Origin of the sequence: Paenibacillus sp. FSL L8-0644, from assembly GCF_038008165.1 — a bacterium.
GTDB classification, from domain to species: domain Bacteria; phylum Bacillota; class Bacilli; order Paenibacillales; family Paenibacillaceae; genus Paenibacillus; species Paenibacillus polymyxa_D.
The window spans coordinates 4,395,689-4,418,496 of the sequence record NZ_JBBOYN010000001.1 but is presented as its reverse complement, the minus strand read 5'-3'; the positions used below and the strand labels follow the sequence as shown (position 1 = coordinate 4,418,496).

The window sequence follows — 22,808 nt, the reverse complement described above, 5'->3', positions numbered from 1 at the left end:
GTGCACCTTATATTTGCAATTATATATTTGTTCCATCTAGAGGAGCTGCCGGACGGGCGGCTTCTTTTTCGTCCCTTCCTTGCATATCCTTGTAGGGTAAGTTCAACGCTGCGGGGGGATCGGATGATGAGAAGACCGCAATGGCACAGCGCGCCCAACAGAAGGCGACGCGGCAGACGTAGAGTATTTTTGATTGTGGTACTGGCGCTGCTGGTAGGAATCATACAGGTGGCTGCTTATGTGGAGCAGCATTTGAAGCCGCCTATGATGCATCTGGCAAAAGTGCGGGTCAAACAAATGGCGACGGAGGCTATTAATTCAGCAATTACAGCACAGGTAGAGCAGGGGAAGACAGCTGATAATTTGATCGAATGGAGAACGGATGCACAAGGAAGAACCTCCGGCTTTGTTCTGAATTATGCAGAGCATATGAGAATTACGTCAGACACGCTCAAAGCAGTTAAGGCAACGATGGACAGCATGAGCCATTTTGATGAGAGCGTTCCGATTGGTCAGGCATTGGGCAGTCCATTGTTGGCAGCTTATGGCCCCAAGATTCCTCTAAAGGTGGAGCCGCATGGAGCGATTAAGGTGGATTTAAATACGCGGCAACAGGATGCGGGCATAAACATGATCTTGGTTGAAGTGTATATTCGGATTACGACGGAAGTGTCTGTGGTTATACCGTTTGAGATGCAACCTCAGATTGTGGAGACGGAAATCCCCGTTTCTTATTTGCTGGTGGTGGGCAACGTTCCGATGTACTACTATGACAATCAGGGAAAACCAGTAGGTAAAAATGGTGCAGCCGCTCCGCAGTTGGCGTTGCCTCCCCATTCCATAGAGAGTAGCGGCGCTATAGATTCCAGCATAGTAAGTGTTCCAGAGGTACAGGAAGACCCAAACTCCTCTAGTCAGCCCCCAACGCCATAGAGCAGAATGGAGTGACGTGAGTTGCTCTGGAAAAATAAAAGGGACCCTATGAGGAGGTCCCTTTTGTCTTTCCTTTTTTGAGCGCTTTGCGTTCGGACTGCTCCCACTGTCTTAATAACGGGTACGGGTCAAAGGACCAATCTGCCCAGCCATTGTCCCGATATATACCGTAGTGCAGATGCGGTGGAAACTTGCCTTGGGTACCAGGTTTTCCATAGCCCGAGCTTCCGACCCAGCCAACCGTCTGGCCAGGTGTAACGACGTCTCCGTTGTGAACGGTTTTGTCAAAGCCGGAAAGGTGCGCATAGTAGTGATAGCGGTTGTTGAGATCTCGGATTCCGATGCGCCATCCTCCAAAGGGATTCCAGCCCTTCATTTCAACTACACCGTAGCAGGTACTGCGAACTGGAACTCCATAGCCAGCAAACAGATCAGTTCCTTCATGAATACGGTAGCCCCCCCAGCTGCGACGGCTTCCCCATGTGCTGCGGTAGCTATAAATGCTGCCTAAAGGAAGGGGGAAAGCTTGACTGACCAGATCCAGCTTGTCATACGTCCGATACAGCTTGGCAAACTGCTGAACTCTTTGAACTGCGCGGCTGTTATGGTAATATTCCCAAACAGCAATACCAAATTCATCCTCGTTGTTTCCATACTTTCCGAGATAAGATGCGATGCTGAACAGCAGATCCTTGTCATTATTACGGTCAGCAATTCCATCACCCGAACCGTCTTGTCCCAGCCCGGAAAATAGTTCTATGGAACGTGGATTTTGATCCTCCGAATCAGGGTTCATCAAGCCGGACCAGATCGGTCCCGTAACGAAAATACCTATGGTCCGTTCTGCATGCTTGCGATCTTTGGGATGGGCCACCGTAAGTGTACGTTCATACTGGTCGATGGCGGCCAGCCTGTACCAAGGGACTCCTGTCAGGGCTTCGATGGAACGATATAAAGCAAGCCTGGAAATATACATTGAAGACTGTGCATGTTCAGCATCTACATTAACTGTCAGGCTGCTTCCGGCGGACGAGGATTGTAAGTGATTGGCAAAGGCATGGGCAGGAAGCGGACAGGCCGTTGTCAGTGTAGCAGCGCATATCAGCAGCGATAACAGACGAACAGCGCGGGCTGTCCGCGTAGGGTAAGGCACGTGAACCGACCTCCTATAGAAGGGCTTAACCGCCCAGTAAATTCTAGACCCTATTCAATAGCGTGAATAGGGCGCTTTTGTTTAGATTGAGCCATATCCGCCGCTTTTATCCATATAAAAAGTTTACTTTTTTCGGCATCAATGTCATATCAAAAAGGGAACAATGAATGGAGGTTTTTCCATGGCTTTCATGTTATAATGTATGACAATGACAGCTTAAGCTTATCAGAAAGAAGGTCTATGCCATTGTCTAGAAAAGAGAAGGAAGCTAAGCCCGACTGGATTCGTATTAAACTTACGACAGGCGATAACTATCAAGAAATCAAGAGCATGATGCGTTCCAAGACATTACATACCGTATGTGAGGAGGCACGATGCCCTAATATATATGAATGCTGGGCCAATAGGACAGCTACATTTATGATTTTGGGTGATATTTGTACGCGTGCGTGTCGTTTTTGCGCAGTAAATACGGGATTGCCTACGGAACTTGACTTGCAGGAGCCTGATCGCGTCGCGGAAGCGGCTGGGAACATGAATTTGAAGCACTGTGTCGTAACCAGTGTGGCTCGCGACGATTTAAAAGATGGGGGCGCTACTATATTTGCAGAAACGGTTCGTGCGATTCGCGGCCGGTTACCTTTGTGCAGTGTAGAAGTATTGATTCCCGATTTTATGGGCGATATTGAATCGCTGCGAATCGTCATGGATGCCAAACCAGATATTCTGAATCATAATATTGAAACGGTGGAGCGCATGTCCGACAAGGTTCGGGCTAAAGCGAAATACCGTCGCTCTCTGGAGCTGCTTCAACGTGCGAAGCAATTAAATCCGGCTATTCCAACGAAATCAAGCATCATGCTAGGTGTCGGAGAAGAGTGGGACGAGATCTTACAAGCCATGGATGATCTGCGTAAAGTCGATTGTGACATTCTGACAATTGGTCAATATTTGCAGCCGTCCGAGAAACATTTATATGTGCAAAAATATTATCCACCGGAAGATTTTGCGAAGTTAAAGGAAGAGGGATTACAGCGGGGATTCAGCCACGTTGAATCTGGACCGTTGGTCCGCAGCTCCTACCAAGCGCATGAGCAGGTGAAGTCAGCCGCTCAGCATAAGGAAGAAAGCGCCCTTTCGCAGGCTTGATCCGGGAAAGGCGGTCAGAATAGCTTGTTTCAAATCGGTGGTAAAAACTATGAATTGTTGCAGGATCACAAGAACGGATGGAATCCCGAAGCGTTTCGTGATCGGTATAGTGAAGTGCTGGATCGCTATGATTACATTATTGGTGATTGGGGTTACAATCAGCTGCGTCTGAAGGGCTTTTATCGAGACGGCCATCCCAAAGCAAATAAGGATACATCTATAGTGGTACTGGACGATTACATTAATGAATACTGCAATTTTGGCTGTGCCTATTTTGTGCTGCAAAAAAGCCGTGAAGTGATTAATAAAAACGGCGTCAATGATGAAATCGTTGCTCCAGATATTCAGCAGTTGGTAGATGCTCAAAGGGAACAAGCGGGAACGTTAGAAACCGAAGAGCAGCAAGAAGTATTGCAACATACAGCTGGAGAACAGGAGTGGCCGCAACCACAACAGGATTCCACAGCTACGGAGGAATCGCGAGTGGAGCAGCCTCGAGAATTCCGAGAACCACGCGAGTTGCAACGTCGGGAACCGAAGGATACCCAGGAAGTACGTGAGCGACAGCCGCGTGAAGCTCGTGAAAGTCGTTCATCCAGAGAAGGACGTGAAGGAAATCGGCAACGTGAGCCACGTGAAGCACGTGATTCGCGCCAGCCAAGAGAACCACGTGAAGCGAAGGATGGACGCAATCCGGGTGAAGGGCAGCAAGCCCGCGAACCGCGTAGACAGCGCAATCAGCAAGGGAATTTCGATAAAAAGGAATCACGTGGACCACGCTATGAGCGTCAACCAAAGGAAAATCGGGAGGGACGGCAAGTTCGTGTCTCACGTGAACCTGAGGGCCAGCGTCAGACCCATCCAGCTGCTAAAGCCGAAAAAACTGAGGGTAGTAAAAAGAATAAAACATTTACTGCTCCACAACAAAACGGTTCCTGAATTTTCAGGAACCGTTTTGTTTGTAAAAAAAGAGCCAGAGTCGGCTCTTTTACAGGTTCTAATTAAGAAAAGCGTTGCGTACTCGGTCCCAAAATGGGAAAGGACGGTAACGAGCGAAGCTGATCTTCTGACTTGCGACCTGACATCGAACAGAGATTAAGTCATCCACAGGAAAGTTCAGGTGATCTACTGTCAATAAAAGACGCTGATCTTTCCGTGAAAAAATATCACAATGATGATGTTTGGGCAGTAGCAATGGCGATCCCAGTGTCCGATACACGCGGTTATTAATGGAAGCGATCTCAGTCAATTGCAATGCTTCAATGGTGGGGTGAACCATAGCTCCGCCAAGTGCTTTATTATAGGCGGTCGTCCCAGAGGGGGTAGAAACACATATACCGTCACCGCGAAACATTTCAAAGGTGATATCGTTAATATCTACTTGGGCAACGACAGTGCCATCCACCCCTTTTAACGTAAACTCATTCAAGGCAATAAAAGAAGCATTGCCTGACTTCTTGTGAATTTCCAACTCAATCAGTGGATACTTAACGATTCTCGGGTTAAGCGGTCCCTCAGATCCGCTTTGGCTCATCAGGTGGATTAGCTCCTCCAGCTCGTCCGCACGCCAATCGGCGTAAAAGCCTAGATGACCGGTATGTACACCAACAAAGGCAATATCCGGAATGCGGTCGATGAAGGTATGAAACGCATGAAGCATTGTACCATCGCCTCCAATAGACACGACGATTTCCGGCGATTCGGCATCCAGCTTGAAATTCTTTTCTTGGGCAAGACGGTGAAATTGCTGACTCAAGTCCATGGAGTGCTGATCCCCGCGATCCAGAACATAATATCTCAAGATGAAAAGCTCCTTTGTCATGGGTATATATCGATCATAATCAATTATGAGCAAGAACACAATCGTTCATTGCCTGTGTGTTCTTCTCAAACGTACGTATAAGCGACGTGTACCCACACTCAACCATGAGAGACTAAGCATTCCAGCCAGAATAAAGCCAAGAAACAGCAGACTTTGCAACAGCATGGCGGACGAGAAGCCAGGGGACCATACGATGTCGTATATTTGAAAAAAGACTGGAGAGCTTCCCTGTCCCATCAGAGGCTGCCATAACACGAGAGCGAGCAGTGCCGAGATGAAGCCGTGTGCAGCCCGGGCCAACAAAAATGGCTTATAACGAAGATCCGTCATATTTAAAATACTTGCAACCTGCGCATGAACCGATAGCCCGCCCCAGGAGAGCACAAAAGCGGCTGCGGCTACCTTGAATGGTATCGCTGCCGTGGCTTTACCTGCGGCCTGCGCTCCTAAAGTGACTTCGAAAATACCACCCACGATGGACTCCGTTAACGTAGGAGGAAGACCACATGCAGTCAAGAGGTTTGCCGTAAGCAGATGAAGCCCGCTCATTAAACCGGAGTTCGTCAAAGCTTCTAAAATGACGCAGAAGAATACAACTAGCCCTCCTACGACAATAATAAGGCGTAGGGAGGAAGTAATCGCCTGACGGAGTAACTCACCCAATGGACGACCATCTTCCAAACGAGCTGTATGCATGGCATATAATGCTTGGCGTAGGGGTCCAGGCTGTCTATTGCGACCTGCAGCTTTTGTATTTGTGGACTTCGACCAGGCTTTTGGAGTAGGTTGAGGGCGGTCGCTGCGAGTATCTGTTTCCCCTGAACGGGAACCGTGGAAGCGCATAAGTAGCCCGATGATGAGCACACCACCATAATGAGCCGCGCCCAGCACGAGTGCAATTTCTGGTTGATGGAAGAAGCCAACGGAAACCGCACCGATCAAGAATATCGGATCAGAGGAAGTCGTAAATGCGACCAAACGCTCTCCTTCAATGCGTGTGATCCATTTTTGCTCCCACAGCTTGGCTGTTAGTTTAGCTCCAATCGGGTAACCGGATGCACAGCTGACCGCAGCGACAAAACCTCCACAGCCAGGTACACGGAATAGAGGCTGCATCAGCGGATCCAACAGCGCACCTATGAAATGAACAATTCCGAAACCGAGGAGAAGCTCGGAAATAACGAAAAACGGGAATAAAGATGGAAACAGCACGTCCCACCAGATGGCAAGCCCCCGAAGCCCGGCATTCAGAGAAGATTGCGGGTATACAGCCATAAGTATAAATAGGAATAGCAGTGAAAGGATGAGCAGAGGAAGCGAGTAACGACGGTATAGCGACATAGAGGCCCCTCCTTTGGAGTTGTACTATTATACCTATGTCGGGGATGGACAAAGAGTACAAAAAAAACAAAGAAAACGGTTACATTTGTTGCTGTATTTTTGTAAATAGTATGTTAAAATAGGAAAACAACGATCCATAACCTTAAGGATGGAGTGATCAGGATGAGTATCGTTGCCGGTCTGTTCGTATGTGCTTTTGTGTATGTTATTCGTGCCTCTCTCGTCCATTCCGGTGAAGAGGATTGGCGGAGTTATTAATTGTATTTATAGAATGACGAAGCTATGTGCAACGAAGCACATCCTCTTCATATGTTAAATTGATAAAATGACGCTTATTTTTAGCGTCATTTTTTGTTTTTTGTTATAATACGGGTGTATATTTATTACCATAGCACAGAAAGTTGGAGGAAAAGTGAACCCTAGCCTGAGCATTTATGACAACCTTGGGGGCGCGGAAGGTATTCGTGCTATTATTGAGGCCTTCTACCCGAGAGTTTATAAAGATCCGTTGTTAAGTCCCCTGTTTCCTAAAGACATGGAACCGGTTAAGGAAAAGCAGTTTATGTTCCTGAGCCAGTTTTTTGGAGGACCGTCCCTTTTTTCTGATGCATATGGTCATCCAATGTTACGTGCGAGACATATGAAGTTTCCCGTAACGGAGGAGCGAGCAGAGGCATGGTTGTCTTGTATGGCAGGTGCGTTAACGGATACGGGCATTGAGGAGCCGCTTCGTTCCATCATACTTAACCGTTTGTCTGGTCCTGCGCATCATTTTGTAAATACCCCGTAAGCTTGCGGGGATTGCCGAATTTTGGAGAGGGTTGTAAAAACATTGGAACTTGAACCGTTATATCAGATTAAAATCACCTGCACACATTGTGAAGAAGAATTTCAGACATCTCGTGTCAGACCAAGCCTAAAGAAGGCCATTCGTACAGATTCAGATTTTTGCGCTTATTATAAGAATGAAAATCCGGATTTTTATGTCGTAAGGGTCTGTCCTCATTGTGGGTTTACCTCGACAGAGCACTCTACCGTTCAGTTAAGCGATCAGCAAACCAAGATTTTTAGAGATAAAATCGGTAATCGCTGGCAGTCTCGCGAATATGGCGGGCATCGTAGCTGGGAAGAGGCATTAGAAACGTATAAACTGGGTTTACTCTGTGCCCAGGTCATCGGAGAAAAGGAACGCGTAGTAGCCAGTCTATTACAGCATATCGCATGGATGTACAGATACCAGGGAAATGAGGAGCAGGAGCTTCGCTTTCTCAAATTTAGTCTGGATTCTTACGTTCGGGTTTATGAGCTGGAGGGTGTCGGGGCGAATAATGCCAAACTGCTGTATCTGATTGGTGAATTGCATCGACGTACAGGGAACTTTAACGAAGCGGTACGCTGGTTTTCGCGTGTCATTAATGACAAAAAGATTATGGATGCAGCCATGATCCGGGCTTCCCGCGAACAGTGGTCTGTACTGCGAGAACAAATGATGGCTAAAAATTTCCAACTGCCGGAGGAAATGCAAGACGCAAGCTCCTCCTGAAGAAATAAAGGTGTGCACTATGGCCGATTTAGGCTCATGGTTCACACCTTGTTTGTAAAACGGGTTATATTCTCTTACAACTCATGAATTAATGATGACGCAATGTGGTATCTGACAGCAAATAATCGTCATCACAATCCACTAAAGTAACCTTGTTATGGCAACATGGAAACACAAGCAGCTTTTTCATACCTTCGTGTATGAGCTTAAGTTCTTTAGGCTTCAGGGGCAGCAATACATTATCCTGGTCGCAAAACGGACAAGACTGTACATAAACGTCTCCCATGACGATGTCATAAGGCCAGGTTTTATGAAAAGGGATCATGATTTGTCCGATTCTCCGCCGTTCGGGTCAGCGGTTTCTTCTTTAGCCAGTTCGGCCAGCTTTTGCATCAAAATGTGCTGGGGTGTATGCATAAGGTGTTCCAGCGGAATACCGAGCTTTTCGGATAATTTCACAGCCGTTTCCGGCGAAATTTGTAAGGGTCTCATTCTGTTTTCCTCCCAATTGTAGTGATTTACTATCACGATGTAGCTTTATTGTATATGAAACCACATGAATTCGCCAAAAAAGAAAGGTGGAACTATTATGAAAACACCGTTAAAGCAAACATGGGATCTGGAATCTATTTTTAGCGGAGGGTCTTCCTCTGCCTCATTCCATGCATTTTTGGAAGAATTGGAAAGCAAGGTCCAACAGCTGCAGTCCCAGCTTAAAGCAGCTAAAGTACCACAAACGGTATTGGATACCGAGCGTCTGGATAGTGTATTGAGTAGCATCCAGGAGCTGTTTAATGGCGCGTCGCAGGCGGGTTCCTTTGTCTCTTGTCTAACTGCTCAAAACCAGCACGACAAGCTGGCTGTTCAACTGGGGGCGCGTGTCAACACGCTGTATGCCCAAGGGAAAAGTGCTTTAGTATCTTTCCAGAACTTGCTGGCACAAACCAGTGAAGACATTTGGCAGAAATGGATGGAGCGCGAAGCTATCCAGCCGATTTCTTTTGTCCTGAACGAATATCGGAACGAAGCACGTGAAAAAATGGCTCCTGAGCTGGAAAGCCTTGCATTGGATCTGGCAGTGGATGGCTACCATGGATGGGGCGACTTCTATGATACCATTGTCAAAAATATGACGATCTCTGTACCAGAAAATGGCGAGATCGTAAACCTGTCTGTAGGTCAGGCGGCTAATAAGCTGGATGAAGCAGATCGCAGCGTACGTAAAGATGTGTTTGCACGTTGGGAAGAGGCATGGACTCAGGTAGAGGACTATTGCGCGGATACATTGAATCATTTGGCAGGCTTCCGTCTGAAGCTATATGAAAAACGAGGCTGGACAGATGTGCTTAAGGAACCGCTGGAAATCAGCCGTATGTCCGCACAAACGCTGGATACGATGTGGCAGGTTATTAATGAAACAAAGCCTATTGTAGTTAAATACTTGGAGCGGAAAGCAAAGCTGCTGGGCTTAGAGAAGCTGTCCTGGCATGACGTTGAAGCTCCGCTGGGAACATCAACCACTAAAATCCCTTACGACGATGCTGCTGTAACGATTGTTGAGCAATTTGGTAAGTTTAGCTCGAGAATGGCTGACTTTGCCCAAATGGCTTTTGAGAAAAGTTGGATTGAAGCAGAGGATCGTCCTGGCAAACGTCCGGGTGGTTTCTGTACATCTCTGCGTCTAAGCAAAGAGACCCGTATTTTTATGACCTATGCCGGATCGCCATCCAACGTTTCGACACTGGCCCATGAGCTCGGACACGGTTATCACCAGCATGTGATGAATGAATTGCACCCATTGAATCAAAATTATGCCATGAACGTAGCTGAGACGGCGTCGACGCTGGCAGAACTTATTGTATCAGATGCTTTGCTGGAAGCTGCCGAGGGTCAGGAGAAGGTAGCTTTGCTGGAGGATAAAATTCAGCGTGGTGTAGCCTTCTTTATGAACATTCATGCCCGTTTCCTATTTGAAACCCGTTTTTACGAGTTGCGGAAAAAAGGAGTCGTAGGAGCACAACAATTAAGCGAGTTGATGGAACAAGCGCAGCGTGAAGCGTTTAGTGGTATCCTGGATGAGGCTCATCCTCATTTTTGGGCATCCAAGCTGCATTTCTATATTACGGACACTCCTTTCTACAACTTCCCGTACACATTCGGGTATATGTTCAGTGCAGGAATTTACGCTTTTGCGAAGGAAAACCCTGACGGCTTCGCCGACCAATATGATGCCTTGCTGCGTGATACAGGTCGCATGACAGTCGAAGAATTGGCTTCCAAGCACTTAGGTACCGATTTAACACAGGCTGACTTCTGGCGTAATGCTGCGCAAGTTACTGTTCAGGATATTGAGCAATTTTTACAAATGACAAAATAACGGATTTACACTTTTGAAAGGTCTCCTATAAGGGAGGCCTTTTTTGTAATTTTTGCAGAAGATGATGAACAAAGTCGCAAAATGTCGAAGTGTAATTAACATTACCTGTTGGCGAAATTTAAAATGATGGATATACTTAGAAAATAGTTATAAATACCCAATTATGTTGGTTTTGATTGTAAGGTTAAAAATCTTCGCATATAATTGAGTCGTAAGACCTATTAATTATTTTTGGACAAGGTATATAGGAGGGTTTTTGTAATGGATGAAGTAGGTCAATTGTCGTTGTCAAGGCAGATGGATATCGTTTTAAAAGAACTGGATAATGAACTGGCGGGTTTGTCGTCAGGCATCGTATTTGTACAAATACGTAACAATGTAGTTGGGAAGTTTGGGATTCGCCATAATCCGCTTGCAGGTAAAGGTGGCACGTTAGCAGCAGTAGAACCGGGGTTATCAGCAAAGCATCGGGAGGATTTTCGGCGTATGGCCCTAGAAACGCTAAATCATAAGCGTAGCTGGACTCATGGTGAGATTGCTTTCGATTTTGCCATCAGACAAGGAACGATTTTGGTAGATGCAACACTGGAGTCCAACTACAACATGGCGAATCTCATGATCCGCTACAACAAGCCTACATACCGAGCGGCTAATTCGGAATAATCATCAATATGAGAATTTTGCAAAATCCTAATTTAAAAAAGAGAAAAGGCGGCCTTCCTTGGGAAGACCGCCTATGTTATATGCCCGTTATAACGCATTTTGGTAAATTACGATGAACGGAATGCTCATGTGGAATAATGACGCTTATTGACCTGAACGTCCTGATAATTGCTGTTCGGCCAGCTGTACCAAGCGTTTAGTGATATAGCCTCCCAGAGAACCAGCTTCACGGGATGGCATGTCACCGTAGTAACCATCTGCCGGAATGGTGATGCCCAGCTCTTGTGCAGCTTCATATTTCAATTGTTGCAGTGCGTTGTTGGCTTGAGGAACAACAAGGTTGTTACTGCGACGACTTCTGCCTTGATTAGCTTCATTCATGTGTAGTCACCTCCTTCGGCTGTGATGAGGTTAGTATGCGACAGAGTTATGAAAATATGCGCCGAAGGAAGGAAAGTGACTAGAGGGAAATTACGGATATATGATATGAATCTGAGTTTTGAGATCGATGGATTGCTTAGGCTCCAGACGGATCAGCCCGCCTCCTTCAACAGGATCAGGTAAATTAGGAGCATCTGACAGCCAGGTATAAGGCTCAATGCAAAGATACTGATCGCATTCACCTTTGGTGTATAACACCCAATACTTAAAGTATTGCTCATCTGCTGTGTAGCGGATTTGATAACCATCATCACGAGTCAAAAGAGCTACAGCAGGGCCTTCCGTTGCCCGCAGCAACGTATCTAGATTCGTTCCTTTCAGAGAAAGACCCGAAGAGAGCTGTTCCAAGTCATTCAACGAAGTAATGATACCTGTAGGTAGCTGTTCAGCATCCTGTTCATATACGCCGTTTACAGGTAGCTTTAGGCGCCAGCGCTCAGGTTCTCCGTCCACCATAAACCAAGTGTGATATCCCAAGCCAAATGGGGCTGCTTTTTCACCCAAATTGGTTACGCGCAGTGTTTGACTTAATATAGCACCCTGCAAGCGATACGTCATCTCCAGACGCAAAGGAATGGGGAATTGTTCCATCCAGTGCGGATCACTTTCTGTCAAAAGCTCGGTAGTGACACTGCAACCTTCTTCATCCTCTTCAATATCACTGCAGCGCCAGGATTGATTACGATGCAGACCGTGTATATGGTTGTCATTGGCTGTATTTCGGTCGAACTGGTAAGGAACACCGTCAAACTCAAATTGTCCTCTGCGAATTCGGCCAGGAGGAATCAAAATGGGCAAGCCAAAATGATAAGGCTTTTGTAAATAAAAAGCCAATTCTTCCTCACCGGGCCGACGTACGATATCCCTGTCGAGCTTCAGATCACGCACTGAGATAATATTATTCCCGAGGCGAGGGATCATCGTAACTTCCAGTTCACCACTATGTAAAACATACGTGTCGTAACCGTTCCAGTGTTCTTTGGTCACTTGTTTCATATCCATGCTCCTTTGTCCACTATAATCGGTTGAAGCTTCGTGTCATTATGATAACAGATTTTTGATCGTAGGGCACAATCGTCATTTGACAATAACATTATGCGGAATTATCATTAATGTAGTTTAGAAAGTAATGACATGGATAACGCGATGATGAGGACAAGTAAGCTTTCGCATAAGCTCTTCAGAAAGCCGGTGGTGGATGGGAACCGGTGAGCCTGCATTGCTGAATGGACCTTGGAGTGCCGCACAGAACAGGATTTTACAGTCCTCAGTATGACGGCCGATTGCTCCCCGTTAACGGAGCTTTAAGATTGCAATCAGTCATGGCGCATAGCTCCGATAAGCAAAGGCTGACGGCAATGAATAAGGGTGGTACCACGGTCTCGCGTCCCTTGAGGATGCGGGGCCTTTTTGCGTTCTAAAATATTGAAATAATCGGAGGAGGAAGAATATGAAAACTGTACTTTCAGGTATTCAGCCTAGCGGACAACTTACTTTGGGCAACTACATTGGTGCAATGAAAAACTTTGTCAAATTGCAAGAGGATCACCAATGTTACTTTATGGTTCCAGATCTTCATGCGATTACCGTACCGCAGGAACCAGCTCAATTACGCGAGCAGTCGGAGGCGGTAGCGGCATTATTTATTGCAGCGGGTATTAACCCAGAGAAATCCAACGTCTTTTTACAATCCCATGTTCCTCAGCACGCTGAGCTGGGATGGTTGATGACAACACTGACGAATATGGGCGAGCTGGAACGTATGACTCAGTTTAAGGACAAGGCTGCTGGCAAGGATTCCGTAGGAGCAGGGTTGTTCGTATATCCGTCGTTGATGGCAGCTGACATTTTGCTCTACAACGCGGATCTCGTCCCGGTGGGCGAAGATCAGAAACAGCATCTGGAACTGACACGGGATTTGGCTGGCCGCTTTAATCATCGTTATGGAGATTATTTTACAATTCCCGAGCCGTATATCCCTGAAGTAGGGGCAAGAATTATGTCCTTGGATGATGCATCCAAAAAAATGAGCAAGAGTAATCCGAATGCAGGCAGTTTTATTGCGCTACTGGACGAACCGAAAGTCATACGCAAGAAAATCAGCCGCGCTACGACCGATTCTGGCAGTGAGGTTAGATATGATCTGGCCAATAAACCTGAAATTAGTAATCTAATGAGCATTTACAGCCAGTGTTCCGGTTTGTCGCTCCAAGAAGTGCAGGATCGTTATGAAGGCCAAATGTACGGGACATTTAAAAAAGAACTGGCAGAGACGGTTGTGGCTATGCTTGAACCGATTCAGCAACGCTATCGCGATATCCGGGAATCTGGTGAAATTGGACATATTTTGGCCCAATCCGCAGAGCGTGCACAAGAAGCTGCTGAAGTCACGCTGTCTGCGGTCAAAGAGCGCATGGGCTTTCTGCCACGTCTACGCTAAAGCATATTGAGGCGAAACGAATTAGGCCTTTTATAGGATTGGATTAGGAGCGGCGTTGTCGGGCTTTGACCACGAAACCCCAGCCAATATTGCCGACAGATAATAGCCCCAGTAGAATGGCAAGCCATGCGGAATAACTGATGGATATAGCGGCTGCGGTCAGCAGGACAATGGATGAAACGGCGAACCATAGGGATAAACCTTTGCTCATTGGTAAAAACCTCCAGTGTTCGAATGTTGAATTTCAGGAATAAGTAGTTGTAAGCGAGCCATAATAATCTTGCAAGCTTGCAATGAACCTCACTCACAAAGAACTGAAAGGAGATTCAAATATGAGCAGACGTCGTTCAAACAACCTGCAAGTACCGCAGGCCAACGCCGCTTTACAACAATTAAAATATGAGGCAGCTCAAGAACTTGGCATCACCATCCCTCAGGACGGTTACTTCGGTAATGTTGTTTCCCGCGAAACAGGTTCTCTTGGGGGATATATTACGAAAAAGCTAGTCCAACAAGCAGAACAATCCTTGTCGGGCAGCAGCCGTTTGCAGTAATACACATAAACACTCCATCTTGGAAGCTGTATTATGAGCAACTGTCATGAAGAAAATCCGGAGCGATCATGCTCCGGATTTTTTTTACGCATGGCTTATGACCATTGTGAATCACGCAAGTCCGCTTCGTCAAGAGGGCGCTTTCATGAGATGTGATTTTTGGCGCGAATGGCCAAAAAAACAGCAAGCTCCCAGATTAAGGGGGAACTTGCTGTTTCTTGTTCATACGGCTGGTTGTTAGCTTGTAAGCAGATTTTAATTCGTATGCAGGGAAAGGCGTTTTTGCATCTTTTCGTCACTGAGCCATCCGATATAACTGTTGATCAGCCCGAACTGCTTATCCATCGCGACCACAGCCACGAATGGATATTGCCTCCGGTGTCGATACCTCACGTCTCCCCATCGCACAATGTAGCCCCATTCCAGTTCTTCCACCTCGGCAACAGCAAAGGAGGAGAAATAGCGAAATGCCTGCACATCGCGATAGGATTTGGATGCTTCTACGGCAGGATGTGTGGATGGAATTGCGTGTTTCGTCCAAAATAAGTGCGAGCCATTTAATCCGCCAATGTCATAACTTCCATTCTGATGAGCTTTTACCACATGCCACCGGTTCCATGATACGGTGGGAATGATATAATAATTGTCGCCCTCCTGACGCTCGTTGTCCATATTACGTACCGCTTTTCTGGTTATAAAATGACTCCAGGTTCGCCAAATGTAATACAGGCCAATAATGACGTACAGCGTAATAAATAAGGGAGCGGGTGGAATCAATCCGGTGATCCACAGCATAATCGCAGCAACATGGGTGCCAAAAATAAAGGGATCGAAAATATGGATGATATTCCAAGATATCCACTTGTTTGTAAACGGCCGGAATGCCTGTGTTCCGTACGTATTAAATAAATCTGTGAATACATGCAGGCAGACGGCAATCGTTACCCATAATGCTACATGACCTGGGGGCACATCTCTGAAGATCAGGCAAATTAGCCCTGTTATGGACAAGATCCATATCAACCAGAAGGGAATTGAATGCGACAGTCCACGGTGATTGCGAATGTAGGCTGCATTATTTTTCAACCGAAGCAAAGTGTCAAAATCCGGAGCTTGTGACCCTACAACTGTAGCGAGCAGCACCACTGCGGCCAACTTTGGATCTCCGGCGACGACAGGGTCAGTGTAGGCCAGACCGGCCAATCCGATTCCCATGACAAAGTGTGTGGCTGTATCCATATCTGTCGCTCCTTTTGTATTGTTTCCTGTACTTATTACTACCCAAATTTACTGTAAACGATCAGCAGGGGCGATTTGCCATCGGAATTGTGAACGTTTTGTGCGTTTTCTGTCAAACTTTTTAGGGTAGGTATATGATAAAATTTATATCGGAGTTCAACTTACTCCCGAATTCATACATCTCTAAGGGGGAGTTACTCACAATGGATAATATAAGTTATAAGACTTCTTCGGATGCGGCTACCTATTCTGTAAAATCTAAACCACCCGGCAAAGCGGGCACTTGGAAAGATTTTATTACAGTTACCAAGCCAGGCATCCTTCGTACCAATCTGGTTGCAGCCTTTGGTGGTTTTTGGTTAGCATCGCAATGGGACGTTGACTATATAAAGCTAATTCTTACACTTTTAGGTACAATGCTGGTTATGGCATCTTCATGTGTTTTTAACAACTATTTTGACCGTGAGCTGGATTTGAAAATGGAACGTACACGTAATCGCTCACTGCCAACAGGGCGTCTGACCCCTACAACGGTGTTGTCATACGCTATTATTTTGGGTGTTGTCGGGTTAGCTGTTCTATTCTTCTTCTCTGGTGTAAAGGCAGGATTACTGGGATTACTTGGTATGTTCGTCTACGTCGGTATTTATACACTTTGGTTAAAACGTTCATCTACATGGAGTACATCCATCGGCGGTATTTCTGGTGCAATGCCTCCTGTAATTGGTTATGTGGCCGCTTCGGGTCGTATTGATATGGGCGCTTGGCTTTTATTCGCTCTCCTGTTCTTATGGCAGCCGCCTCACTTCTGGGCACTTGCTATTCGCAGAGTTGAGGAATATCGCGCAGCAGGATTTCCGTTGTTGCCAGTCGTAAAAGGTATCCATCGGACCAAAATTCAGATGATTCCTTATATTGTATTGCTGATTCCGGTACCCATCCTTATGTATGCTTATGGATATGCCGGTATGATTTTTATGATCGTGTCCGTGTTACTGTCCGTGCTGTGGGCATTCTATGCCTTTAAAGGTTTTACGATTAAGGAAGAAGAAACGGATTCCTGGGCCAAAAAAGTATTTTTCTTTTCCATTAACCATCTGACACTCAGCTTCTTGCTGATGATCGTCGATACGGTTCATAAATTCTAATGTCATTTTAGAGGCATTTTATAGTACACCATATAGCTGTCCAACAGGCATGAAAGCGGCCTGAGGACAGCTTTTTTGTTATTCAAGACTAAAGAACAGGTGGCGGGTATATAATGTATTCTTCTAATCCTGCTTTTTCCAATTGAGCGATCACATATTCGTCTGGAGTCCCTTCTACGCCAGCGTATCCTTTGCGGGTATACATATGGTAGGCATCTGGAAAAGAGTCTGCAAGCACACCCCTTATTTTTTTCCCTGAGCTGTCATTGTCCATAAATAAATATATTTCGTCGTGCTTGGCTCGCTTGTGGAGGGATTCCAGTTTTATAGAGTTTAGTGTGCCGAAGGTGCATAAAATGTGAACCTCCGGGTCAAGTAATCGGCGAAGTTTGCTGCGGTCATTTTTCCCTTCGACGATCACGGTTATCGCCATTTAAGCTCACCCCTTGTCTGATACATATGCTCGAAATTCCCCGGGAAATGAAGAATATGAGTATAGTGTAGCTCCAAATAGGGTTCTCATGCAAAAAATAACAAAATAGCCTGCCAGAAGTGGCAGGCATGGGTACAAGGGACAACATGTTAGGGCAATTTAGACATTAAAACCAGCAAGTACGGAGAATGATGACGAGCAGAATATAAAGAACAAGAATGGTGCCAGTTGAAGTTCCAAAAACAGGGCAAGGGCTTACAGGATGACAGTGGCTCACAGGCTGCACCTCCCTTTATTAGTGAATGTTCAGTCAAAATAGTCTATGTGGATAGGGGTATAGTGTACTGTGCATCTGCCCTCTGGAACGGCATTTTGGGCTTTAAAGATAGCATTTTAGCATACCCACTGCCTCAGACTAGCTAGGAATGATAAGGTCCTGTGGCAGACAGTGGCGGCGTCGGAGATATGCGCTTAACGGGAACGAATAGCAGGCCAGCCATCAGAATCAGAAATGCGATAAAAAAAGGGGATATGTGATCCGGAAGCTGACCCGCCAGTACAGGTCCGGCAAAGGAGCCGATTGACGTTGCAATGGATTGCAGGGCAAAGGTTTTGCCCAATCGAGCACCTCCAATTCGTATGAAGAGAGAGGCCAGCGCTGGAAAAATGATGCCTTTGGCTGTTCCCAAAATAAACAGGATGATGCCTATTGTTGCTTCGGGCGTGGTGGCGAGTGCATAGAAGCTTAAAGACATCAGAATAATGCCACAAAGTAGCCTGACCATCGGTGAATATTTGTTCAGAAAAAGCAAACTAAGCGTACAGAGTGCTCCCAAACTGATGATGGAAAAAAGCAATCCGGTGGACATCATAGACGCAGAACCGTTATTTCGTAATGGGATCTCATAAAATAAAATGCCTTGTGCGCACGCCAAAACAAAAGGTAAAAGCAGGTAACGCCAATTGAATGGTAACCGCGTCTGTGCTGCCGAGAGTGGAGCAGGTGTCGTATGACCATCAGATAATTGGGCCTGCGGAGCGGGTGCTTTTTTGGGTAAGGTGAAATAAGCCATAAGCCCCGTGATTACGAGAATGATGCCAAGGGAACTAAATGTCTCGCTAAAGCCAAAACTGGCTACGATAAATGCGCCTGCGGCTGGAGACAGAACAGAGGCCAACGTATGGACGACACCATGCCCGGACATATATTTACCCTGCGTAACCGGATGATCAGACAGTTGCGCCAGCATGGCCAGACAGGCTGGAGATAAAAAAGCCAACACATAGCCACTAATCGCACGCAGAAAAAGTAATTCCCACGGTGTATGGATGTACGATTGAATGATCAGGATCAGGCCTGCAGCTGTCAGGCTGAACATAATATATCGGCGACTGCCGTGTTTGTCGACTTTGGGACCTGCCATCAAATTGCCAGGCAGGTGAGTCAGAGAGTAAATCCCCATCATCCAACCGATAAAGGTAGGAGCTGCCCCCAGAGAGATGGCGAATGGCGTCAAAATAGGATATTGCGCATGCAGATCAAAAAAGGCAATGAACAAAAAGAGATACAGCCAGAGGGCTGTTTTCATGTGAATGACCCCCTTTCCCTAATGTAAACTTTCATGTTACTTCGTATTGGCCCTTCCTAAGTTGTACGCTGGATTAGACGAACATAGACCACTTTGTATGGACAAGAATTGAAAGACAAGGTATGTATAAGACCTAAGCTGACAGGACATTGCGTAATCATGTATAATTACAGAGACAATTTTGCAATTCGAATCATGTAGTTGAAAACGGGAGTGTAGCGAAATGGATAAGGGCGTCTGGAGAGAGTTTTTGGAACATAATTGGCAGATTGTTCAAGATAATTGGCTGTATATATTAATTGGGCTTGTCCTATTGTTAGTCATATTGAAGGTTGTAAGAACTCTCATAAAATGGCTGATTGTCATCGTCGTAATTGCAGGCTTGCTTATCTACAGTGGCATTTCCTTTGAACAGGTCGGCAAGGTCGTTACTCAGGCAAAGGATGATGCGATTAACAAGGTTCAGAGCGAGGCCTTGAACATGATGATCAAAGAGGGACGGGATGCCCAATACACATCCAACGCGGATGGTACGTTTTCGGTAACCAGCTCCAACTTGGAAGTGAAAGGTCCATTTGATGGTGACAAGGTCAAGGTATGGTTTCAGGGGATGTCGCTGGGCGAGTGGAGTATGGGCGATACCGTCAAGAAATATATCGAAGGTGCGAAAGGCTCGGCTGTAACACAGTCGCCACAGTCGCCGTAGAGACAGGAGGAACACAATGAAACCATCCTGGCTGGAGCCTATTCTTCATTGGAATGGCGTGACGGTGTTTTTAATTGTCATTGTACTGCTGTCGTTGATTCAGGGCTGGAGACGAGGAGCTTCCAGATCTGTAGGGGCGCTGTTTAGTCTTATTGTGGATGGCATACTGACTGTAGCGGGTATTTTGTGCTCGCTCGGATTAGCCATGTGGCTTTCACCGAAGGTGCAACAATGGCTGGCAGCTTACATGGAGCATTTGCCACAGCGAAAACTAAGCGGGATTGAGCAATTTTATTATACGCTTGTGGCGGGGATAGAGGGTTTTCCGCTGCTGCGATTCGCCGTATTGTTCATGCTCAGTTATGCTATTGCCCAGTTTATACTGCGTGCCATTTATGTGTTGATGGTAGGTGGAAAATCAGATTCCTCCCTCCATGAGCATCCAAAAAAATCGGGCTTTTTCAGCAGGGTGGCAGGGGCCGGAATAGGTACCCTTATTGGTGGAGCTCGCGCCATGATGATCATAGCCCTGCTGTTCATAGGCGTTAGTCTGTACCCAAACAGCGGGTTTAGCAGCTACGTACAAGCTTCGCCGATTTATAAGCAAGGTGCGCAATCGGTCATTGAGCCGTTGTCCGGGACTCTGATTAAGGATAAGCTGCCCGTATTTACGCAGGCCGTTACCAAGGAATTGAATGGTATCATGCAGCGCAAATATGAAATAATCGACCGGGACATTCCAAGCGATATCGTTCAGGCAGCGGCCAAGATTACAGAAGGGGCTAGCGGTGACGAGCAAAAAGCTAGAGCGTTGTATGAATGGGTAGGCACCCGTATTAGCTATGATTACAGTAAGGTCGAAGCCTATGAGCAACGTGGTGACTGGCATGAACAGACTCCCAGAGATACGTTTGATACACGTAAAGGAGTGTGCATTGATTATGCCCGCCTGTACTCAATGATGGCTCGTTCGCAGGGGCTACAGGTCAAGGTGGTGACAGGCCTTGGGTACAACGGACAGGGAGGATACGGGTCCCATGCCTGGAATGAGGTATATTTGAGCGGACAGAATCAGTGGGTACCGCTAGACCCGACCTGGGCGCAAAGTGGGGACTGGTTTAATCCGCCTGGTTTTGCCCAAACACATATCAAGGATAAAGTGATTTAATAAGGAGTGGAAAAGGGCACATGAGAAAGATAGACAACGAGCAGGGAACAGACAATGGGACGTCTGATCGAAAAAGATTCAGCTTTCGGATCAATCTGTTCTTTTTCAGCTCGTTCATTATATTTACAGTCATCATTGTAAGATTGGCGATACTTCAATTCGTGGATGGACCTCAGCTCAAGCAGCAGGAGGCCAGTAATGTTACCAAAAATGTACCACTTACGCCGATTCGCGGAACGATTTATGATTCCACCGGGCAGAACAGACTAGCGTATTCTACACCTGTACAATCGCTGTATATCACGCTCTCTAAGAACTACAGTGATGGTATGGAAGAAAAGCGTGATAATGACAAAAAGCTATTGCCTGAGCTGGAGAAAATGACACAGAAGCTGGCGAATCGCTTTGCTGAATATGGGAATAAAGATGAGCCGAAAATGACGGCAGAGCAAATTATGGACGCTATGGACCGTAACTATCAGCGATTTAGCGGTTTTACGCCGCGTCTGATTAAAACGAATCTTAACAAAGATGAAGTGGCCTATTTTATGCAGCATAAGAGTGAGTTCCCGGGCATAGATGTCGTAGAGGAAACGGTACGTCATTACGATCCAGATACGGTAGCTGTCCAAACGGTTGGCTACATTAAAAGCTATAAAAGTGCGCGTGAAACGTTGGATAAATATAAGAATATTCAAAAATCCATGTCAGCTGAAAATGATCCGGGCCTCATTTATATGGATAACGAATCTGTTGGCTTTGATGGACTGGAATATCAATATCAGGAACAGTTACGAGGGAAAAATGGCTATAAAACGGTTCCGATTGATCCACGCAATATGCCGGAAGGTGTAGATTCTGTTACTCCTCCGCAAAAAGGAAATAATGTATATTCTACGATTAACAAAGAAATTCAGGTTAAAACGGAAGATGCTATTATGGATCAATTGAGATGGCTCCATTCACACGCTGTATCTGGCAAGACCCATCCTTATGCTAAAACAGGCTTTGCTGTGGCTATGGAAGTGGATACAGGAAATGTGGTGGCGATGGCTAGTATGCCGGATTATGATGCTAATTACTGGCAGACCGGAAATATATCTAGCGATAATTATAAGAAAATACAAAATGTATACTTGAATGGTACTATTCGCTCCTTTGGATCGGGCCAATCAGGTCAACATCCAGAGTCGGTTGTCCTACTTGGCTCCACCATTAAGCCGCTTTCTGTGTTAGTAGGACTGGAGGAAAATCTATTCAGTACCTCATCGTATTACCAGGATACAGGAGCGGCTTACTTTGGGCGTAATAATTCGTCACGAGTTCGGAATTCCTCGGGTCATGTGTACGGCGGGTTGGACCCAGCTTCTGCCATTCGGCATTCCTCCAATGCATTTATGGTCGATATGGTGGGCAAAAGATTGTACAACAAATACATTAATAATGCCAAGGAAGATCAAGGTGTGAATGTATGGGACCGCTACATGAAGGAATTTGGACTAGGTGTTTCTACGGGTGTAGATTTACCAAGTGAATGGTCTGGACGCAGAGAGTATGCTCATAATTCGAAAGAGTCTTCATTATCTAAACTTGCATATGCTTCTTTTGGTCAGCAGGGTAAATATACAACGCTTCAGCTTGCACAATATACAGCAGTATTGGCTACCAAGGGTAAACGGATGGAGCCGCATTTGGTCAGTCAAATTAAAGATACCAACGGCAATGTAGTTCAAACGTTTAAGCCGAAAGTACTAAATGAAGTAAAATTTCCGGATGCCTACTGGAATGAGGTCATACGCGGGATGGCAACAGATGTCAGCGCATTTAAAGGTTTCCCTTATGACTTTGCTCGCAAAACAGGGACATCGCAGCAAAGTGTGGGCAGAGAACTAAAAGATAACGGGGTATTTATTGCCTTTGCTCCACGTCAAAATCCCAAACTTGCAGTAGCGGTTGTTATTCCTGAGGGGGGCTTCGGGGCATGGAGCGCCGGACCTGTGGCACGTAAAATCTTTGATGCCTACGACGAAGTTTATGGATTGGACGGGGTGCCTAAGAAAAAGGATGCCACAGCAACCGATCCTAACACTACCAAACAGCCATAATCAT

At 46.1% G+C, this 22,808-nt stretch carries 24 protein-coding genes and 1 pseudogene; 13 read left to right on the top strand and 12 right to left on the bottom strand.

The window, feature by feature from the left end; all coding sequences use genetic code 11:
* The first annotated feature begins 123 nt into the window (after window positions 1-123).
* Entirely contained in the window at window positions 124-933 is an 810-nt protein-coding gene (gene yunB, locus NSS94_RS20100; protein ID WP_051718005.1) for a sporulation protein YunB, read from the top strand.
* A gap of 46 nt (window positions 934-979) precedes the next feature.
* On the opposite strand, the gene NSS94_RS20095 is transcribed toward yunB, so the two are convergent.
* Window positions 980-2,086, bottom strand: coding sequence for a M23 family metallopeptidase (locus NSS94_RS20095; protein WP_341039987.1), 1,107 nt, complete (start codon window positions 2,084-2,086; stop codon window positions 980-982).
* 246 nt (window positions 2,087-2,332) lie between these two features.
* On the opposite strand from NSS94_RS20095, the gene lipA reads away from it, so the two are divergent.
* Together lipA and NSS94_RS20085 are read left to right on the top strand one after the other, a co-directional pair.
* On the top strand, window positions 2,333-3,235 hold the full coding sequence (gene lipA / locus NSS94_RS20090) for a lipoyl synthase (RefSeq protein WP_029518195.1): 903 nt from the start codon (window positions 2,333-2,335) through the stop codon (window positions 3,233-3,235).
* A gap of 24 nt (window positions 3,236-3,259) precedes the next feature.
* Window positions 3,260-4,174 carry a YutD-like domain-containing protein gene (locus NSS94_RS20085; protein ID WP_341039985.1) on the top strand — a complete coding sequence of 305 codons (915 nt, stop codon included), beginning with the start codon at window positions 3,260-3,262 and terminating at the stop codon, window positions 4,172-4,174.
* A 58-nt stretch (window positions 4,175-4,232) separates the two neighbouring features.
* Here the strand turns inward: NSS94_RS20085 and NSS94_RS20080 are convergent, their stop codons facing one another.
* A complete protein-coding gene (locus tag NSS94_RS20080; protein ID WP_013372943.1) occupies window positions 4,233-5,036 on the bottom strand; it encodes an NAD kinase in 804 nt (267 codons plus the stop codon).
* Between the two features lie 66 nt (window positions 5,037-5,102).
* Window positions 5,103-6,398: a sporulation integral membrane protein YlbJ gene (ylbJ, locus tag NSS94_RS20075; RefSeq protein WP_318628416.1), complete on the bottom strand. Its 1,296-nt coding sequence runs from the start codon at window positions 6,396-6,398 to the stop codon at window positions 5,103-5,105.
* Window positions 6,399-6,810: 412 nt separating this feature from the next.
* On the opposite strand from ylbJ, the gene NSS94_RS20070 reads away from it, so the two are divergent.
* Window positions 6,811-7,188, top strand: coding sequence for a globin domain-containing protein (locus tag NSS94_RS20070; protein ID WP_029518198.1), 378 nt, complete (start codon window positions 6,811-6,813; stop codon window positions 7,186-7,188).
* Window positions 7,189-7,230: 42 nt separating this feature from the next.
* Window positions 7,231-7,941 (top strand): DUF2225 domain-containing protein, encoded by a 711-nt coding sequence (locus tag NSS94_RS20065; RefSeq protein ID WP_029518199.1) that lies wholly within the window; start codon window positions 7,231-7,233, stop codon window positions 7,939-7,941.
* Window positions 7,942-8,029: 88 nt separating this feature from the next.
* Here NSS94_RS20065 and NSS94_RS20060 read toward each other — a convergent pair whose 3' ends face one another.
* Window positions 8,030-8,266: a hypothetical protein gene (locus NSS94_RS20060; protein WP_029518200.1), complete on the bottom strand. Its 237-nt coding sequence runs from the start codon at window positions 8,264-8,266 to the stop codon at window positions 8,030-8,032.
* Window positions 8,263-8,433 (bottom strand): YycC family protein, encoded by a 171-nt coding sequence (locus NSS94_RS20055; RefSeq protein ID WP_014277894.1) that lies wholly within the window; start codon window positions 8,431-8,433, stop codon window positions 8,263-8,265. Before NSS94_RS20055 ends, NSS94_RS20060 begins: the two co-directional genes overlap by 4 nt.
* A gap of 97 nt (window positions 8,434-8,530) precedes the next feature.
* Here NSS94_RS20055 and NSS94_RS20050 point away from each other — a divergent pair, with 97 nt between their 5' ends.
* The gene (locus NSS94_RS20050) at window positions 8,531-10,318 is read left to right on the top strand and encodes a M3 family oligoendopeptidase (protein WP_341039984.1); all 1,788 of its coding nucleotides are present in this window, start codon (window positions 8,531-8,533) and stop codon (window positions 10,316-10,318) included.
* Window positions 10,319-10,579: 261 nt separating this feature from the next.
* Complete coding sequence (locus NSS94_RS20045; protein WP_341039982.1) at window positions 10,580-10,981, top strand: O-methyltransferase; 402 nt, start codon at window positions 10,580-10,582, stop codon at window positions 10,979-10,981.
* A 144-nt stretch (window positions 10,982-11,125) separates the two neighbouring features.
* Here the strand turns inward: NSS94_RS20045 and NSS94_RS20040 are convergent, their stop codons facing one another.
* Window positions 11,126-11,362, bottom strand: a complete 237-nt coding sequence (locus NSS94_RS20040) for an alpha/beta-type small acid-soluble spore protein (protein ID WP_013311861.1) — start codon at window positions 11,360-11,362, stop codon at window positions 11,126-11,128.
* Between the two features lie 90 nt (window positions 11,363-11,452).
* Window positions 11,453-12,418: an aldose 1-epimerase gene (locus tag NSS94_RS20035; protein WP_340933119.1), complete on the bottom strand. Its 966-nt coding sequence runs from the start codon at window positions 12,416-12,418 to the stop codon at window positions 11,453-11,455.
* Window positions 12,419-12,872: 454 nt separating this feature from the next.
* Here NSS94_RS20035 and trpS point away from each other — a divergent pair, with 454 nt between their 5' ends.
* Window positions 12,873-13,862: a tryptophan--tRNA ligase gene (trpS, locus tag NSS94_RS20030; RefSeq protein ID WP_029518204.1), complete on the top strand. Its 990-nt coding sequence runs from the start codon at window positions 12,873-12,875 to the stop codon at window positions 13,860-13,862.
* Window positions 13,863-13,905: 43 nt separating this feature from the next.
* Here trpS and NSS94_RS20025 read toward each other — a convergent pair whose 3' ends face one another.
* Window positions 13,906-14,073, bottom strand: a complete 168-nt coding sequence (locus NSS94_RS20025; protein ID WP_007431986.1) for a hypothetical protein — start codon at window positions 14,071-14,073, stop codon at window positions 13,906-13,908.
* 121 nt (window positions 14,074-14,194) lie between these two features.
* On the opposite strand from NSS94_RS20025, the gene NSS94_RS20020 reads away from it, so the two are divergent.
* The gene (locus NSS94_RS20020; RefSeq protein WP_013311857.1) at window positions 14,195-14,416 is read left to right on the top strand and encodes an alpha/beta-type small acid-soluble spore protein; all 222 of its coding nucleotides are present in this window, start codon (window positions 14,195-14,197) and stop codon (window positions 14,414-14,416) included.
* 255 nt (window positions 14,417-14,671) lie between these two features.
* Here the strand turns inward: NSS94_RS20020 and NSS94_RS20015 are convergent, their stop codons facing one another.
* Window positions 14,672-15,655, bottom strand: a complete 984-nt coding sequence (locus tag NSS94_RS20015; RefSeq protein WP_039272715.1) for a metal-dependent hydrolase — start codon at window positions 15,653-15,655, stop codon at window positions 14,672-14,674.
* A gap of 203 nt (window positions 15,656-15,858) precedes the next feature.
* On the opposite strand from NSS94_RS20015, the gene cyoE reads away from it, so the two are divergent.
* A complete protein-coding gene (gene cyoE, locus NSS94_RS20010) occupies window positions 15,859-16,803 on the top strand; it encodes a heme o synthase (protein ID WP_013311855.1) in 945 nt (314 codons plus the stop codon).
* Between the two features lie 88 nt (window positions 16,804-16,891).
* Here the strand turns inward: cyoE and NSS94_RS20005 are convergent, their stop codons facing one another.
* The 3 genes and pseudogenes from NSS94_RS20005 to NSS94_RS19995 form a co-directional block, all read right to left on the bottom strand.
* The gene (locus NSS94_RS20005) at window positions 16,892-17,236 is read right to left on the bottom strand and encodes a toprim domain-containing protein (protein WP_029518206.1); all 345 of its coding nucleotides are present in this window, start codon (window positions 17,234-17,236) and stop codon (window positions 16,892-16,894) included.
* Between the two features lie 166 nt (window positions 17,237-17,402).
* A pseudogene (locus NSS94_RS20000) lies at window positions 17,403-17,471 on the bottom strand (YjcZ family sporulation protein); the annotation flags it as partial.
* Window positions 17,472-17,655: 184 nt separating this feature from the next.
* Window positions 17,656-18,825: an MFS transporter gene (locus tag NSS94_RS19995; RefSeq protein ID WP_029518208.1), complete on the bottom strand. Its 1,170-nt coding sequence runs from the start codon at window positions 18,823-18,825 to the stop codon at window positions 17,656-17,658.
* 223 nt (window positions 18,826-19,048) lie between these two features.
* Here NSS94_RS19995 and NSS94_RS19990 point away from each other — a divergent pair, with 223 nt between their 5' ends.
* From NSS94_RS19990 to NSS94_RS19980, 3 genes are read left to right on the top strand one after another with little or no spacing between them, the layout of a single operon-like run.
* A complete protein-coding gene (locus NSS94_RS19990) occupies window positions 19,049-19,531 on the top strand; it encodes a hypothetical protein (RefSeq protein ID WP_029518209.1) in 483 nt (160 codons plus the stop codon).
* Between the two features lie 16 nt (window positions 19,532-19,547).
* Window positions 19,548-20,699: a transglutaminase domain-containing protein gene (locus NSS94_RS19985; RefSeq protein ID WP_069012604.1), complete on the top strand. Its 1,152-nt coding sequence runs from the start codon at window positions 19,548-19,550 to the stop codon at window positions 20,697-20,699.
* Window positions 20,700-20,719: 20 nt separating this feature from the next.
* On the top strand, window positions 20,720-22,804 hold the full coding sequence (locus NSS94_RS19980; protein WP_341039981.1) for a peptidoglycan D,D-transpeptidase FtsI family protein: 2,085 nt from the start codon (window positions 20,720-20,722) through the stop codon (window positions 22,802-22,804).
* Window positions 22,805-22,808 lie beyond the last annotated feature (4 nt).